The sequence below is a fragment of the Lacticaseibacillus styriensis genome (assembly GCF_030770295.1).
GTDB lineage: Bacteria > Bacillota > Bacilli > Lactobacillales > Lactobacillaceae > Lacticaseibacillus > Lacticaseibacillus casei.
In genome coordinates, this window is the sequence record NZ_CP132483.1 from 1,844,749 (window position 1) to 1,861,162 (window position 16,414).

8 protein-coding genes and 1 tRNA gene are annotated in these 16,414 nt (G+C 47.4%); 2 read left to right on the plus strand and 7 right to left on the minus strand.

The window, feature by feature from the left end:
- Nucleotides 1–172: 172 nt before the first annotated feature.
- The gene (locus LACSTY_RS08845; RefSeq protein WP_191981855.1) at nucleotides 173–6,160 is read right to left on the minus strand and encodes a DUF1542 domain-containing protein; all 5,988 of its coding nucleotides are present in this window, start codon (nucleotides 6,158–6,160) and stop codon (nucleotides 173–175) included.
- Between the two features lie 275 nt (nucleotides 6,161–6,435).
- Here LACSTY_RS08845 and LACSTY_RS08850 point away from each other — a divergent pair, with 275 nt between their 5' ends.
- Nucleotides 6,436–7,926: an AcpB/EbpR/MafR family transcriptional regulator gene (locus LACSTY_RS08850; RefSeq protein ID WP_087912369.1), complete on the plus strand. Its 1,491-nt coding sequence runs from the start codon at nucleotides 6,436–6,438 to the stop codon at nucleotides 7,924–7,926.
- A 191-nt stretch (nucleotides 7,927–8,117) separates the two neighbouring features.
- Here the strand turns inward: LACSTY_RS08850 and LACSTY_RS08855 are convergent.
- A tRNA-Tyr gene (locus tag LACSTY_RS08855) sits at nucleotides 8,118–8,198 on the minus strand.
- Nucleotides 8,199–8,375: 177 nt separating this feature from the next.
- On the opposite strand from LACSTY_RS08855, the gene LACSTY_RS08860 reads away from it, so the two are divergent.
- Entirely contained in the window at nucleotides 8,376–9,833 is a 1,458-nt protein-coding gene (locus tag LACSTY_RS08860; protein ID WP_087912370.1) for an ISNCY family transposase, read from the plus strand.
- Between the two features lie 122 nt (nucleotides 9,834–9,955).
- On the opposite strand, the gene LACSTY_RS08865 is transcribed toward LACSTY_RS08860, so the two are convergent.
- The 5 genes from LACSTY_RS08865 to LACSTY_RS08885 form a co-directional block, all read right to left on the minus strand.
- Nucleotides 9,956–10,789 (minus strand): metallophosphoesterase, encoded by an 834-nt coding sequence (locus LACSTY_RS08865; RefSeq protein ID WP_087912371.1) that lies wholly within the window; start codon nucleotides 10,787–10,789, stop codon nucleotides 9,956–9,958.
- Between the two features lie 47 nt (nucleotides 10,790–10,836).
- On the minus strand, nucleotides 10,837–12,303 hold the full coding sequence (locus LACSTY_RS08870) for a peptide MFS transporter (RefSeq protein WP_087912372.1): 1,467 nt from the start codon (nucleotides 12,301–12,303) through the stop codon (nucleotides 10,837–10,839).
- A gap of 236 nt (nucleotides 12,304–12,539) precedes the next feature.
- On the minus strand, nucleotides 12,540–14,858 hold the full coding sequence (locus LACSTY_RS08875) for an ABC transporter ATP-binding protein/permease (protein WP_070650549.1): 2,319 nt from the start codon (nucleotides 14,856–14,858) through the stop codon (nucleotides 12,540–12,542).
- 212 nt (nucleotides 14,859–15,070) lie between these two features.
- Complete coding sequence (locus tag LACSTY_RS08880; protein ID WP_151466864.1) at nucleotides 15,071–15,445, minus strand: hypothetical protein; 375 nt, start codon at nucleotides 15,443–15,445, stop codon at nucleotides 15,071–15,073.
- A gap of 50 nt (nucleotides 15,446–15,495) precedes the next feature.
- Nucleotides 15,496–15,918 (minus strand): hypothetical protein, encoded by a 423-nt coding sequence (locus tag LACSTY_RS08885; RefSeq protein ID WP_087912373.1) that lies wholly within the window; start codon nucleotides 15,916–15,918, stop codon nucleotides 15,496–15,498.
- Nucleotides 15,919–16,414: the final 496 nt, after the last annotated feature.

The window sequence follows — 16,414 nt, forward strand, 5'->3', positions numbered from 1 at the left end:
ATCACACCCTTCATTGTCTTGCTTTAAGCGTAGCGGTTGGGCTATACCGTGTCAAACTACTGGACCGGTGAAATCAAAAAAACAGCCGAGATGTGTTGGCATCTCGGCTGCGAGTGATAAAAACTGGTAATCGTTAGACATCACACGACACCTGCTTAGTTGGCCTAAACGTTTAGTGCGAACGCTTCTTCCGGGTAAAGAACAAACTGGATCCTAAGCTTAACAAGCCACCTAAGATCACCATCAACAGCGACTGCTGCTCACCAGTTTTAGGGAAATGATCCTGACTGGTGGCAGGTTTAGCCTTGGATTTGGCTTTAACGGTAGGTGCAGCTTTACCGGCTTGATATTGTGCATCAATGGCTTTAATACCATTGTCTTTCGCCTGCTCAACGAGATCTGCACTGCCGGCAGCATCAATCGCCTGTTTGGCTTTCGTTGCTTGCGTTGTGACAGCCTGTTTTTGCGCGGTTTTTTGGGCATCGCTCAACAAGTTATCGCGATCAATCTGAGCCATCACTTTAGCGGCTTCAGCATCAATTACTTGCTTGGCTTCAGTTTGGCGGGTCGCGATGGCTGTGCCTGACTGATGTTGTGCATCAATCGCTTTGATGCCGGCAATCTTGGCTTGATCAACGCCATCGGCATCCCCAGCAGCATCGATCGCCTGCTTAGCTTTGACTGCTTCCGCTGCGACCGCTTGTTTCTGGGCAGTCTTTTGCGCACCCGTCAGTGTGGCATCCTGATCGATAGCTGTAGTGACATTCGCAGCCTCCACATCAATTGCTTTTTTAGCCTCGGCCTTGCGAACCATGATCGTTGCACCTGACTGGTGTTGCGCATCAATGGTCTTGATACCTTCAATTTTGGCGTTTGTAACAGCTTCGATGTTTAGGGCATCGTCAATCGCCTGTTTAGCCTTGACCGCTTCAGCAACAGCCGCTGCCTTCTGTTGCTTTTTGGCAGCTGCAGTCAACGTTGCATCTTGATCAATTTCATGCTGAACTTTCACGACTTCGGCATCGATCGCTTTTTTGTGATCTGCTTTGCTACGATCCATTGCCTGACCGGATACATGTTGCGCACCAATTGCCTGAACACCGGCATCCTTCGTCTGATCGACGCTGTCGGCATCCTGCGCCGCGTCAATGGCAGCTTTAGCTTTGGTTGTTTCATCCGCAACTGCTTGCCGCTGCGCCGTTTTTTCAGCAATAGTTAATGTCACATCCTGATCAATTGCTTGCGTCACTTTGACAGCTTCAGCATCGACGACTGCTTTAGCGTCATCTTTGCGGGTTGCCAACGCGTTGCCAGCTTGATGAGTCGCATCGATCGTCTTGAGGTTCTGGTTTACCGTTTGATCGACACCATCGGCATCCTGCGCCTGATCGACCACCGCTTTAACTTTAGCAGCCGCATCAGTCGCCGCCTGTCTTTGCTTAGCTTTTTCGGCAGCGGTGAGTGTCACATCACGATTAATGCTGCCAATGATTTGTGCAACATGGTCATCAATCGTCTTTTTCGCTTCATCTTTGCGCGTTGCAACCGCTGTTCCTGGTTGATGTTGACCATCGATTGCTTGAATCCCGTCTGTTTTGGCTTGATCGGCCGCATCGGCGTCAGTTGCGGCGTCGATGTTTTGCTTGGCCTTGGCTGCTTCGGCCGCCACCGCCTGTCTCTGAACAGCTTTTTGGGCACCAGTCAGCGTTGCGTCTTGATCAATGCTTGCCGTCACCTTGGCAGCCGCCGCATCAATGGCGGTTTTGTGCGCTTCTTTGCGGGTCGTTAAATCCTTTCCGGAGCGGTGCTGGTCATCAATTGCTTTAATACCTTGAGCAATCGCTTGATTGATCTGATCAACATCCTTGGCTTGCTGAATCTTCTTCTTGGCCGTAATGACCTCTTCAGCAACGGACTGTTTTTGTGAAGCTTTTTCCGCGCCAGTTAACGTCACATCCTGATCGATGGTTTGGATGACCTTTGCAGCTTCCGCATCAATCGCCTTTTCGGCAACTTGCTTGTGTGCCTTTAGCGTCGCGTCAGCTTGATGTTGTTCATCAATGTGCTTAATGCCGTGGGTTTTGGCATTATTGACCTTATCCGCATCGGTTGCGGCGCCAATCGCCTTCTTCTCTTTTGCCTCCTTGTCTTTAACAGCGCGTTTTTGCATCGCCTTTTTAGTGCTAGTAAGAGTCACATCGCGCTCAATCGCGTTGATAACTTTAATTGCTTCGGCATCAATCGCTTTTTCGGCGGCGGTTTTGCGTGTGGCCAAATCGGTACCGGCGTGGTGCTGGTCATCAATGGCCTTGATTCCGTCGACTTCTGCCTGATCAACCGCATCCGCATTTAAGGCGCTGTCGATATTGTTTTTCGCCTTGGCTGCTTCATCCACAACTGCTTGTTTTTGTGTCGCCTTTTGGTCAGTCGTCAAGGTGACATCCTGGTCAATGGCCTGCTCAACCTTGCCAGCTTCAGCATCAATGGCTTGTTTAGCAGCGTCCTTCCGGGTGTCCAAAAGGGTTCCGGATTGGTGAACGGCATCGATAGCCTTCACACCATCGAATGTCGCTTGGTTGACACCATCAATATCTTGCGCCTGGGCGATCGCAGCTTTGGCCGCAACGGCTTTATCAGCCACGGCTTGTTTTTGCTTTGCTTTTTCGCCGCTAGTTAACGTCACATCTTGATCAATCGCATCCGTTTCCAAAGCAGCTTCAGCATCAATGGCCTTTTGGGCTTCGGTTTGGCGGGTTGCTAAATCGGTACCGGACTGATGCTGATCATCAACTGTGCGGATACCGTCGACTTGGGCTTGCTCAACCTCGTCGGCGTCTTGAGTGCCATCAACGATCGCCTTGGCTTTAGCAGCCTCATCAGCAACACCTTGTTTTTGCGCTTGTTTTTCGGCGGCAGTCAAAGTGTTGTCTTGATCAATATCGCCGGCAACTTTAGCAGCTTCGGTATCAATGGCCTGCTTGGCATCATCCTTGCGCGTTGCGAGTGCAGTACCGGCTTGATGCTGTCCGGCGATGGCTTTGTTTCCGTCTGCAATCGCCTGGTCAACCGCATCGGCACTTTGCGCACCATCAATGGCCTGTTTAGCCTTATCTGCCGCTGCAGTGACGGCTTGTTTCTGGTTGCCTTTTTCAGCTTTTGTCAAAGTGACATCTTGGTCAATCGCAGTCACGGTTTTAGCAACTTCCTTAGCAATCGCTTGTTTTGCATCATCGCGGCGATTGGTAAGCGCCTTGCCTGGTTGATGCTGATCCGCGATGTTTTTCAAACCGTCTGTCTTCGCCTGATCAACTGCATCAGCGCTTTGTGCGGCGTCAATTGCTGCCTTGGCTTTAGCTGCTTCGTCAGTAGCCGCCTGTTTTTGCGTTTTCTTTGCGGCGGCTGTCAACGTTGCATCTTGATCAATTTCATCTGCGATTTTGACGGCTTGCGCATCAATGGCTTGCTTGGCATCGGTTTTACGGGCGTCTAAGGCGATTCCCGGTTGATATTGTGCGTTAATGTGCTGAATGCCGTCGTTTTGGCTCTGATCAACCGCATCAGCGTCCTTAGCCACGTCAATAACTGCCTTGGCCTTGGTGACTTCATCGGTAACTGCCTGTTTTTGCTTTGCCTTTTCAGCGTTGGTCAACGTGGCATCTTGATCAATCGCAGCCGTCACTTTCGCGGCTTCGGTGTCCATTGCCTGCTTGGCATCTGCTTTACGGGTATCCAAAAGTGCGCCCGACTGGTGAGCCGCAGCGACTGCTTTAACCCCATCAGCCTTAGCTTGGTCAACCGCATCGGCGTCATTAGCCGTATCGATGGCAGCCTTAGCCTTCGTTGCTTCATCGACAGCAGCTTGTTTTTGCGTTGCTTTTTCCGCAGCGATTAATGTGACATCTTGGTCAATCGCCTGCTGAACTTGGGTCACTTCAGCATCAATCGCCTTTTTCGCTTCGGCTTTGCGCGTGTCCAAAAGTGTACCGGATTGATGAACGTCATCAACGCCTTTGATGCCAGCTGCTTCAGCTTGATTGACGCCATCGACATCCTGCGCTTTGAGAATCGTGTCTTTGGCTGCCGCTGCTTTGTCAGTTATAGCCTGCTTTTGAACAGCTTTTTCGCTGGTGGTCAGAGTAACATCTTGATCAATCGCATCTGCTTCTAGCACCGCTTCAGCATCAATGGCTTTTTGAGCTTCCGCCTTGCGAACAGCCAAATCCGTACCGGCTTGGTGCTGGTCATCAACGGCTCGAATGCCATCAGTTTGCGTCTTAATCACACTGTCAGCATTTTGAGCCGCGTCAATCGCCGCCTTGACCTTGGCAGCTTCATCGGCAACTGCTTGTTTTTGCGCCTGTTTGTCTGCGGCCGTCAGGGTAACATCTTGGTCAATATCACCGGTCACTTTAGCAGCCTCATCATCGATGGCCTGTTTCGCGGTTGCTTTTTGCTTGCTTAACGCCACCCCTAATTGATGCTGGCCGTCAATAGCTTTGATCCCCTCAGCCTGTTTCTGGTCCACCTCATCGGCATTTTGCGCTTGGTCAATGGCAGTTTTGGCTTTGGCAGTCGCATCAACGACTGCCTGTTTCTGGGTCTTCTTTTCAGCTGCTGTTAGTGTCGAATCCTGGTCAATCGCAGTGGTGATTTTGGCTGCTTCGGCATCAAGTGCCTTTTTGGCGGTGTCTTGCCTAGTCGGAAGTGCAACGCCAGCTTGGTGCTGGTCGTCGATTGCCTTAATTCCATCCGCTTTAGCCTGATTCAGATGATCCATATCCTGCACTTTGTCAACGGCAGCTTTGGCACTGTCTGCTGCCTTCGCAACTGCTTGTTTTTGGTTTTGCTTTTCCGCAGCCGTCAACGTGGCATCCTGATCAATGGTAGCGGTGACTTTCTTAGCTTCAGCATCAAGTGCCTGCTTAGCCTGCTCTTTTTGTTTATCAAAATCAGCGCCTGATTGATGTTGAACGTCGATAGCCTTGATACCATCCGTTTTAGCCTGATTAATGGCTTCAATAGTTTGTACCTGATCAATCGCGGCTTTGGCTTTCGTTACTTCATCGGCCGTTGCTTGCTTTTGCGCGGTTTTTTCCGCGGCCGTCAAAGTATGATCCTGGTCAATGGCGGCAGTGACTTTCGCAGCCTCGGCATCAATGTCCTTTTTTGCGTCGCTTCTGCGCACATCCAAGGCGGTACCTGGCTTGTGTTGCGCGTCAATGGTCGCAATCCCGGCAGCCTTTGCTTGTTTAACGCCGGCATCGTCTTGTGCTTGGTCAACTACCGTTTTGGCTTTGGCTGTTTCTGCGGTCACGGCATCCTTTTGCTTAGTCTTTTCGCTGGCAGTTAATGTCGGATCACTGTCAATCTTGGCATTAACGGTAGCAGCCTCGCCGTCAAGATCGTCTTTTGCCTGTTCCTTGTGCGCACCTGTCACCACTTGCGGTAAAACCTTGGCAAAATCATCGTCAACTTTGACTTGATCGATCTTTTTCTTAGCCTCGGCTTGAACGGCCTTGGAGTCAGTGGCCACGTCGGCGACAGCTTTTTTCTTCATCGCTTCGAGCAGCTTGGCGTTGAGTGCTGGACCGAAGTCTTTGTATTCGAGAACCCTAGCTGAATTCCAGGCAGGCCGAATCGGCGTTAAATTCTTCAATCGACTACTTTCCATTTGGACGGCAATCCAGTCATTAGGCGTGATTTTATGCGCCTGCATATAAATCACGGCATCCGCAGTCCCGCCGACTCGAGTGCTAACATCCCATTGGTGAGTAAACTGGTGGGTCGTGGGATCCATGTGGTTAATAACTGCAGTATCTAAACCGTCGGGCGAGATCACCACCCGCTTAACCTTGCCCTCCAGTTCATCATTAAAGGAATACGAAAATTTCAGATAACGATCCAGTCCACCGGCAATGTTCGCCGACCCAAAACGAATCGGGATCTTAAAGGTGTCCGTTTTTTGATCGTACGTGATGGTATCGTTGCTATAGCTAAACGTAATGCTATCAACAACTCTTTTATACGCAATACTGTCACCACCGATAAAAACATTGCCAGCTTGTGGCTTTACGGCCGCTTGCACCACAATTGTGGAATCCCAAAGGCCAATTGTGACAATGCCAGTTGCCAAAAAGAATGTTAATGTTCCTTTTTTCAATTTATTGTCGCTCCCCCTCTTGCTAACCCCCAAAACAGCACGCATTTAAAATGGTTGCTCATTATTAAAATATTAATATTATTTATCACCTTTCAATTGTCAATGCGTTACTGTTGAAATAAATCTCTCCGTGTTGCTATAATTCATAACGATTTAAATGTCGTTAATGCAACACGCAAATTAGTATAAGTAAATCGTTGGGTGGTATCAGGTCAAATGTTGCCTAACGTTAGGCAACATTTGAGAAATTAACAAACATCAAGGGGGTAAGGGTTATGGAGGAACTGCTAGAGAATAGTTTGCTGAAGCACTATTACATTATTAGTTTTTTGTTGAACAAAGACTGGACGACCATTGACCGTTTAGCCCAAGAAATCAAAATTCCTGCGCGGACCATCAGACAAGATATCGGGAATATTAATCAATACATTGCCCCAGCCAAAATCGAAAGCAGTCAACGTTTCGGTATTCGACTCACTTACGATGCGTCACACAATCCGCTTTACATTTATGCGGCTATTTATCGCCAATCGACCCGCTTCTTGATTCTTGAAGAACTTTTTCTACACCGCTTTTCATCGATGACCCAATTAGCCGAAGAACTCTTCATCAGTGAGTCAACCTTAAAACGGCACATACTGGCGATTAATCAAGTGTTGGAACATGAAGGCTTTAGAATTGATACGCAAACTCTGGATATTGTCGGCAACGAAAAGAAAATTCATTTTTTCTATTACTGCTATTTTCTGGAAAGATACTGGTTCATTGACGCCTTTTTGTCTCAAGATGAATTACAGCTCATTGATGAGATCATTGCTGATTTTTCAGCCCATTTTCCGGTTTTGAAATCGCCGAGATATCAGTCGTTTTCGTTTTTAAACAAACTGCGAACGACCGTCTTTATCTGTCTCACCCGCAATAGTCGCGGCCACACTTTCAAAGATGCAAGTTTGGTGAAGGAAAATGACACGTTTTCGCCTGAGTTACGGCAAAAGATTACTCGAATTTATAGGATTAATTGTTCCTCGTTTGTCTTTTCACATTTGTTTTATCTCTTCTTTAACTCACGCAACGCCCTGACTTACCAGGATCTCCTGGTTAAAGCCCGCCATAATCCGGTGATTCATTCGATTTATCAAGCACTGTCACACTTTCTTGATGTGACGGCGGCATCGCAAAAACTGAAACTAGCTAATCGTGATTTGGTGCTGCTGCGTCTGTATAATGCCATTGAGTACACTTGGGGACCGACCAAGATTCTGTATAATCCGGATGAGGCGTTCTTCATGAACATGAACAAATTTGAGCAGACGTTCATTAAACAAACCAAAGAAACGTTAATCGCCATTTTGCGCGCCGAAAAAATCTGGAAGCAAATTGACGAGGCGTTGATCACCCGCCTGCTTTTCATCTTGGTCACTTCTTGGGAAAACCTGACCCTTCAATTAGAAGAAAGAGCGCCAAAAGTCAGAACCGGCCTCTTCTTCAACACAAGTTTTGAGCACAGCCAATTTTTATTGCAGGAATTAAGCTATCACATGCGGTCAAGCTTGAAGCCCGAATTGATGCACGTCAATACGCTTGCCAAATTAAAAGCCGCCGCCCCTCATTTTGATATGATTATCACCAATTTGCCGCTCCTGAACCTGCCGAAATGCCACATCGTCTCCATTCAGCCTCATCCCACACCTGAAGACTTTGACAATATTCTAGCTGTTTACAACAAGATTATTAGCGCAAAAACGGTTAAAATGCCGGCCTCTTAAAAAGCAAGCAAATCAATGTCAGTTCAATCAGGCATCATTCTTTTTTAAAAGCTGAAATGCTTCTGTATTTTTAACCACAAATATTAAGGTATAAGTGCCTACAATCGCATAAAAAATCCGCCTAACGCAATGATCGCGTTAAGCGGATTTTTGTCGTGTCGGCAGCGCAACTACACACTGCCATTAAAAAATGGAGGAGATAGGATTCGAACCTATGAACCCGAAGGAGCGGATTTACAGTCCGCCGCGTTTAGCCTCTTCGCTACTCCTCCATACGTTTGCAAGTAGCCAACTCAAATAGTGTACAAAAACAGGTTATAAAAAGCAACCATTTTCAGGCAGTTTTTATAACCCGTTGTCGACCGCAAGCGATATTGTCTTAAGTAAGCAGTTAGCCAAAGTGTCACAAAAACTGTAACCTCTTAGAAGATACATCTAGGAGGAATCACATGAAGAAGGTTGTCTTAACAATGAAAGAAGAAGAACGTTACCGAGTCATTAAAGCAGTGGTCAATGGTAAGACCTCCGTGCAACGCGCAGCCGTTAAGCTCAAGCGCTCCGAACGAACCATCTACCGACTGATCAAGCTTTACAAGCAACAAGGCAAAGATGGCTTTATTCACGGCAATGCCGGTCGTGAGCCCGCCAACAAACGCAACGCACAACTCGAACGCCAGATCATTCATCTGTACACGAACAAGTACGCCGGCTTTAACATCGCCCATTTCCACGAGTTCTTAACCACTGCCGAACAAATCGCCATCTCCGAATCCTCACTCCGGCTCTTATTCAGACACCACCACATTCTGTCACCCAAAGCCCATAAAGCCACCAAGCGCCGAGTCAAGCGTGAGTTAAAAGAAAAAGAAAAGAAGGCCAAGCTCCTATCCAAACGTGATGAAGCCACCTTGTCAGCCATCGAAGTCGTTGAAAACATCAAAGCCCATCCAGAACGTCCTCGAAAACATTATTCTGGTGAACAGGTACAAATGGATGCTTCCTGGGAGTATTGGTTTGGTACTCAAAAAACCACCTTACACGCAGCCATTGATGATCAGTCCGGAAACGTTGTCGGCGGCTACTTTGCCAAACAAGAAACACTCAGCGGCTATTATCATGTGTTTGCCCAAGTCCTTCGCGATTATGGCGCTCCAGCAGAATTCCTAACGGATCGGCGCACCGTGTTTAACAGCAACAAAAAAGAGGGCTCACCTTCGACCGAGAACCCTCTTACACGTTTCGGTTATGCCTGCCAGACACTTGGAACAGAACTTTCGGTCACCAGTATTCCGCAAGCCAAAGGCCGTATAGAACGTCTTCTGGAGACTTTTCAAGATCGGCTCACAAGTGAACTGCGGTTGCATAACATCACCACAATCGCAGATGCCAATCGGTTTTTGGTCGGCTTTATCAAGCGTTACAATGACCGCTTCGCATCTACCATCAAAAGTAGCATGTCGGTGTTTGATAAGCAACTAACACCCAAGGAAATTGACAATATTTTGATCATTGCCAATGAACGCAGCATCGGCCACGGACATTGTGTTCGCTTTGATAACAAACGCTATCTGCCACACCGGAATGGCGAATTGGTTTACTTACCACCGCATACAAAGGTCTTAGTCATCAAAAGCTTCACGGGTAGACTTTATATGACCACTGATGATGACCAGGTGTACGATCTTTTCTGTGTGCCAAAAGAACAGTTCATGTCAGCCAAATTCGATCTTACGCCAGCTGCGGCACCAACTCCTAAACGAACCAAGAAAATCCCGGCAATTACGCATCCGTGGCGCCGCGCCAACTATCGCGATTACCTTGATTCTCTTGGCATTAACAGGACAAGGGTTAAACAGTTGGTCGCCGAACGATATCCATACAAGAATTCACAAGCGATTCAAGTCTAATTAGGATCATCTCGCGTCCAGTTTTCGGACGCATGTTTTATGGAATTTACTGTCAAAGTCGAAAATCGCTTGACACATTTTCAGGCAGTTTTTATAACCCGTTTTGCATGTCATTGACGAATTCAGGATTTAGCCAATGACGGTACATGCAACGTGACCAGCGTGTTCCGCCACTCCGTCAACCAATCATGACTTTCCCATTCAAATAAGCGCTTCAGGCCATATCCCAGCGGCTGGTGGTAATAGACCGTTTTACCGAGTAGTTTAGGCGCATCACGAAAATGTTCATGGCCAAATGCCACCGCGTCAACCTGGCCTGTCAACAGTGCGCCAAGTTTCGCTGATCCCATGAGCGCCGTCGCCATTTGCCACGATGGCCGATCCACCGCATAGACCATGGCACCGCGAATCGGCACGAAATGGGTCACATAAATCATTTGCCGCCCTTGGTTGGCATCAATTGCTGCTTGGGTCGTCTGTAAAACCCGCTGCATTCGCTCAGCGTCACTCAGCGGTGAATCAATCGCACTATCGATCCAAAAAGCGCGTTTCCACTGTGCATAAGCTGCATCCGTTTTAGTCTTTCCCAACTGGCCAAGCGAATAATCATACCAACCATTGTTGCCAATGATCACGGCATTGGTGGACGGAATCGGCAATACCTTTTCGTGCAAATATAGCGGATCAACATCTGACTGAATTTCATCATAGGTAGCACCCTTGACCATGTCGTGATTGCCGGCCAAAAAGCGTACCATGACCTGTTGACCCACTTCCTGTTGCAATGCCCGGTAGTAGGCCAGCGTTTTGGTGAAATCATTGTACGTATCACCGGCGTTGACATAAATTTGATAACCGTTTTCTACCAGATAGTCTGCCTGGTATTTTAGCATTTCAAAGCCATCGACATGATTCACATCAAAATGATTATCGACGCTGATTGCAACTTTTATCATGAGGACACTTCCTGTTAGCGACTAACGCAAAAGTGAGTCAGCCGCCATTAATTGACCCCTTGCATGAGCTTCTCGATGCGTGGCGTGTAAAAAGCTAAGATGATCGCAAATGCCACTGAAACCAGCCCGACAATCGCGAAGTAAGCTACTTCGTGACTCGGCGTGTAGAAGCGCACAATTTGCGCATTGACCGCCTGCGCTGACGCATCAGCCAAGAACCACATACTCATCATTTGGGATGAATAGGCTTTTGGTGCCAGCTTGGTCGTCACCGACAGTCCGACCGGGGAAATCAACATTTCGCCGATTTCGACAATGGCCCAACTCATCACTAGCCACAAAGGTGATACCTTCGCACTACTGCCAAAAAGCATGACCGGGATAACCATCCACAGATAAGAGGCTCCGGCAAAAATCAAACCTAAATAAAACTTCTTCGGTGATGTCGGTTGGCGTTTGCCAAGCTTCATCCACAACCAGGCAAACAACGGACCGTAAAGCAAAATGAACAATGGATTCAGCGTCTGAAAATTCCCTGGAAGGATTTTAAAGAACCCAAAATCCAATTTAGTTTGTTGCGCTGCAAACAGTGCCAACACAACCGATCCCTGTTCCTCGATGGCCCAGAAAATCATCGCCGCCAAAAATAGCGGGATATAGGCAATGACCCGTGAGCGTTCGGTTTTGGTCACCTTTTTGCTGCGAATCATCAAAATAAAGTACCAAACCGGCAAGCCGATCGCAATGACCGTAATCAGACTGATGACATTGGCAATCGTCAACGCCTTGAAGGCTGCCATAATGGCCAAGATGACGCCAACCACAACGACCGCGCCGACAATCCGCGTGACCAGCGGGCGGACATCTTCCGGCTTTAATGGATCCGGCGCCGTATTGTCAGCCGGATTGATATACTTGCGGCCGTCAACCACGTAAAAGATCAAGCCGATGAACATCCCGATAGCAGCCAACGAGAAGCCAGCGTGGAAATTGACTTTATCAGCCATCCATGGGACAAAAATCGGCGCAATCAACGAGCCAAAGTTAATCCCCATAACGAAAATGCTGAACCCGGAATCGCGCCGTAAGTCCTCTTCAGGATAGAGGCTACCGACCATCTCGGAGACGTTGGGCTTAAGCAACCCCGTGCCCAAAACAATCAAAACAATCGAGCCAAAAAGCCCAATCGAACCAATCGGGATGGACAAGACGATGTGCCCCAGCATAATCAGCACACCGCCCCAAAAGACGGTACGCCGGGAGCCGAGCAACCGGTCACTGATGAAGCCACCAATTGTGGAACTCAAATAAACCAATGACCCGTAAATCGACATAATTGACAAGGCAGTCGGTTGATCAAAACCTAAGCCGCCCTTTTCCACTGAATAGTACATGTAGTAGATCAGGATCGCCCGCATGCCATAGTAACTGAACCGCTCCCAGAATTCGGTCATCGACAGCGTTAATAGTCCGCGGGGATGACCCATAAACGTGCGGCCCTCTGAATTATTCAATTGAAATACATCCTCTCGCTAGAAAAATAATCCTCCTAGCTGCTCTCATGACACTTCCCTCAAAATGCCAATCAATGAATCTTCATTATAATAGTTACGCCCGCCCAAAACAAATTTATGCAACTTTACGTCTTGTGCAAATGTCAGCTTTCCGGACATAGGCCCAATTGGAAAATAAAAAGCAAACGCACCCATGTTTGTTTGCTTTGACATTGAAGTCTTAGATGATGCACAGATTAATCAGCACGTAACGCGATCGCTGCATCCTTGTTCGCCGCCATGCGCGCTGGAATATGGCCGCCAAGAACCGTTAGAATCGTACTGATTAAGATCAGAATCACCGCGTGAATCGGATTCAGCTGCGCCACATTCGGCAACTGGGTCATGTTATATAAGATGACGTTGATCGGGAAGGTCAGGAGCCAGGCAATGATAATCCCCAGCACCCCGGAACTCACGCCGAGAATGATGGTCTCGGCATCAAAGACCCGAGTCACATCCTTGCGCCGCGCACCCAACGCCTTGAGCACCCCGATTTCCTTGGTTCGTTCCAGAACCGACGTATACGTCAGAATCGCAATCATGATCATCGAAGTTACCAATGAGATTCCCGCAAAAGCAACCAAGACAATGGTGATCGCCGACATAATCCCGCCGGTCATACTCGAAATCGTACCCGCCAAATCCGTGTAAATGACTTGATCGGCTTTTTTCTTGCCGTGGTTGAATTTATCCAGGTAGCTGAGAATCTTATCCTTATCTTTGAAACTCGTCGGATAAATCGTGATTTGCGTTGGCGTTTCTGAGCCGCCTAAACTGGTGATCAGCTGATCTTTAGTTGCATCGTCAATTTCCTGATTGGTGAAAATATTCACATCACTATTGCGTTGTGCTTTGACAACTGCAGAATCTTTATTCATCGCGACCAGATCTTTGGTTAACCGATCAGAGTAAGCAAATCCTTGGCTCAAAAGTCCGTCACTGGTCTTGGAACGCGTCCGCAATACCCCTGTCACGGTTAACTCCCGATTGCCACTTTGTTGGTACGCATCCGCATAGTTCTTGGTCGGCACATAAACACTGCCACCAACATTTTGATAGTAGTGATCATTGGCAATGGCCTTTAGTTTTGTCCCTACAATATCGCTGAACTTAAGCTTCTGACCATTTTTAACTGAAAAGCCAAGATTCTTCAACGCGTTAATATTCGTTGAATTGTCCCGATCAACAATCAAAATGACATCGCTGTCTTTCTTGGGATAACTTCCGGCAACGACTTCATAATTTTTCTTCAGATAACTGGTGCCGCCTTCGCGATCGACGGGATAAACCGATGAACTGACACTGGAAAAGCCGCGTTGTGATTGGTTATTTGTCGGTTTGGCTGTTGAAAATTGTACTGGCTTCACCTTCCCGTTGACGTCGCGCAGTAAGTTCATACCGGTGCCATACGTATAGCCAATGTTGTCGGTCAGGCGTTTACTGATGCCATTCACATAATCAATATACTTTTGATTTAATTTGTTCGTGTGCTGCGCTTTGTCACTGGCACTTTGCTTTGCCAGCACCGTTTTGGTCGTCTTAAACGTTGACGTCTTGGTATTATCTTGTGCCCCGGCCGTTAGATTGGTCGCGTTCGTTGAAATTGTGATGGGAAACTGGGCCAATGTTTCTGCTTGGGTATTATCAATTTGCTTTTGAAACCCGGATGAAAGCGCCAGGACGACCGCAATGCCAATGATCCCGATGCTGGAGGCAAACGCCGTTAGAAAAGTGCGGCCTTTTTTGGTCATAATGTTCGTAAAGGACAGCTTCAGCGCCGTCAAATAGCTCATTTTCGTCCGGCGCAGATCAAAATGACTGCCCTGTTCCTCCGCATCATACGGACGCGAATCGGACAGAATTTTACCGTCCTTGAACTCGATAATCCGCTGGGCATAATCGTGCGCCAGTTGCGGATTGTGCGTCACCATGATGACCAAACGCTCCCGCGACAAGTCGGCAATCAACTTCATGATTTCCTGACTGGTTTCGGTGTCCAAGGCACCAGTCGGCTCATCCGCCAACAAAATCGACGGTTCCGAGACAATCGCCCGAGCAATGGCCACCCGCTGCATCTGCCCACCGGAAAGCTGATTAGGCTGCTTGCTCATGTGCTCTTTTAGGCCAACTTTAACCAGCGCGGCCTCCGCCTTTTTGCGCCGCTCCTTGGCAGAAACGCCGCTCAACGTTAAGCCGAGTTCGACGTTTTCCAAAATGCTCAGGTGCATGATCAGGTTATAACTCTGAAAAATAAACCCGACAGAATTATTCCGATAAGCATCCCAATCAGATTCCTTGAAGTTTTGGGTGGACCGACCATGCAATAATAGATCGCCTGAATCGTAGCGATCAAGGCCGCCAATCACGTTCAGCAGCGTTGTTTTCCCGGAGCCGCTGGGGCCAAGAATGGCTACGAATTCCTGTTCACGAAACTGAACCGAAACATCATCGAGGGCCTTCGTGGTGTAGTCACCGGTTTGGTAATATTTTTTAATGTGCTTTAGCTCTAGCAACGTTCGCTCCTCCTCTTGCTGTCTATGGCAAGGCGTTGAAATGAAATAACTTGCCATATCTTAGCATACTTAGCGGCTACTTGATAATCGGTCTAAAGCCTAAGACGTTGCCGATTTATCAAAAAAGTCAGCTTTTAGAATGCGGCGCCTGCGTAAATAAAAAGAACCTGCCTTAAAAAAGGAGGTCCTCCGATAGATCCGTGCCGATCAATTTAGGATGGCACACTGAGCAACGGTCGCCAATAAATCAAGTCCAAACTATGATCCGGATAAATGTAATAAGTAATGTTCAATTTGGAAAAAGGATTCGCCATTGCCATTAAATAGATCCGTTGCGGTGCGTGAGCCAATCCCGCAACAGAAACGAGAATATACTTGGCCATTTGTTCAAACAACGGTTGCGTCAAACCAGATGTTAGCTCAAAATCCAGATCCACATAAATAAGTTCTTTGGTTTGCCGCGTCAGCCTGATATGGTGAATCGGCATCCCCCCGAAGTTGCCTTCTTGGTTGAGTTCATCGACCATTTGCTTAATCTGGCGATGTTTAAACTGCGGGCGGGCAAACATCATGCGCCAAACTGCCAAGCACTCACCCCCTCTGCTTCAATTATGCCACATTGAAGCAGGGAAGCGGACTAAAAAATCGGATCAAGAATTTTGGAGAAAGCCGAATCAATCTGCGCCCGAGCTGCTTGCTGTTCAGCCAAACCTGCATCGAAGCGTTCGTGATCGATTTGATCCGGGCCAATCGCCTGAAGAATGTCTAACACGCCACTGCGAATGCCGCGCAGGCCGCTGACCAACACGCGATGAAAGGCCGCGTAATTGCAAGGTGCGGCTTCGGCATCAACACTGTCTACAAAACTGCAGAACTTAATCACATTTTTGGTGAAGTACACACGCAACCGATCGAGACTTTCGCTGGCATAGCAATTGCCCTTCTCGATGTTCTTGCATGTGTGGACGTATTCTTTGAAAACCGTCTCAAAAACAAGTAGCCGTTCCAGATTCTGATTAATTACTTCAACATAACTAGGTGCATTGCTCGTCGCGTACATTTAAAAGTCCCTCCTAATCTTGTGCGTTCATCAACTTACACACTTAATTATACGTGTTAATGGCTTATAATCAATATAATTATTGACTAATATTTAAATACCTAACGTTATATAACCCGTTTAAAGGCCATTATTAGTGGGATTTACATACATTACACCAGTCTGTGAAAACCGTTTTCTTTGGAATTGTACGCAATGTATCTTTTTGTGAAAACTGAACTTATCAACGCCTGCGTCCCCTGTCTTGACATCTCGTTTTTGACACGTATTTTATTTGCTAAGCGCTTCCATCAAAAATAAGATAACGAAAATATTTTTTAGATATTTTGAACTTATATTTCAATATTTCTCAACAATCGTGCAAATACCGCCTATAAAGATTCTTATTTCTACGCGGTTATAACTTATTTTATTTTAGCGGAGGGAGTTAATAGCAAGTTCTCAGGACATCACCTATAATCAAAGCAAGAGCATGACGCGTGCACCGCTTGAGGTT

Bases quoted from the DNA above. Each gene is read 5' to 3' on its own strand.
- LACSTY_RS08850 (WP_087912369.1), top strand. From the start codon at position 6,436: ATGGAGGAACTGCTAGAGAATAGTTTGCTGAAGCACTATTACATTATT.
- LACSTY_RS08860 (WP_087912370.1), top strand. From the start codon at position 8,376: ATGAAGAAGGTTGTCTTAACAATGAAAGAAGAAGAACGTTACCGAGTC.
- LACSTY_RS08885 (WP_087912373.1), bottom strand. From the start codon at position 15,918: ATGTACGCGACGAGCAATGCACCTAGTTATGTTGAAGTAATTAATCAG.
- LACSTY_RS08865 (WP_087912371.1), bottom strand. From the start codon at position 10,789: ATGATAAAAGTTGCAATCAGCGTCGATAATCATTTTGATGTGAATCAT.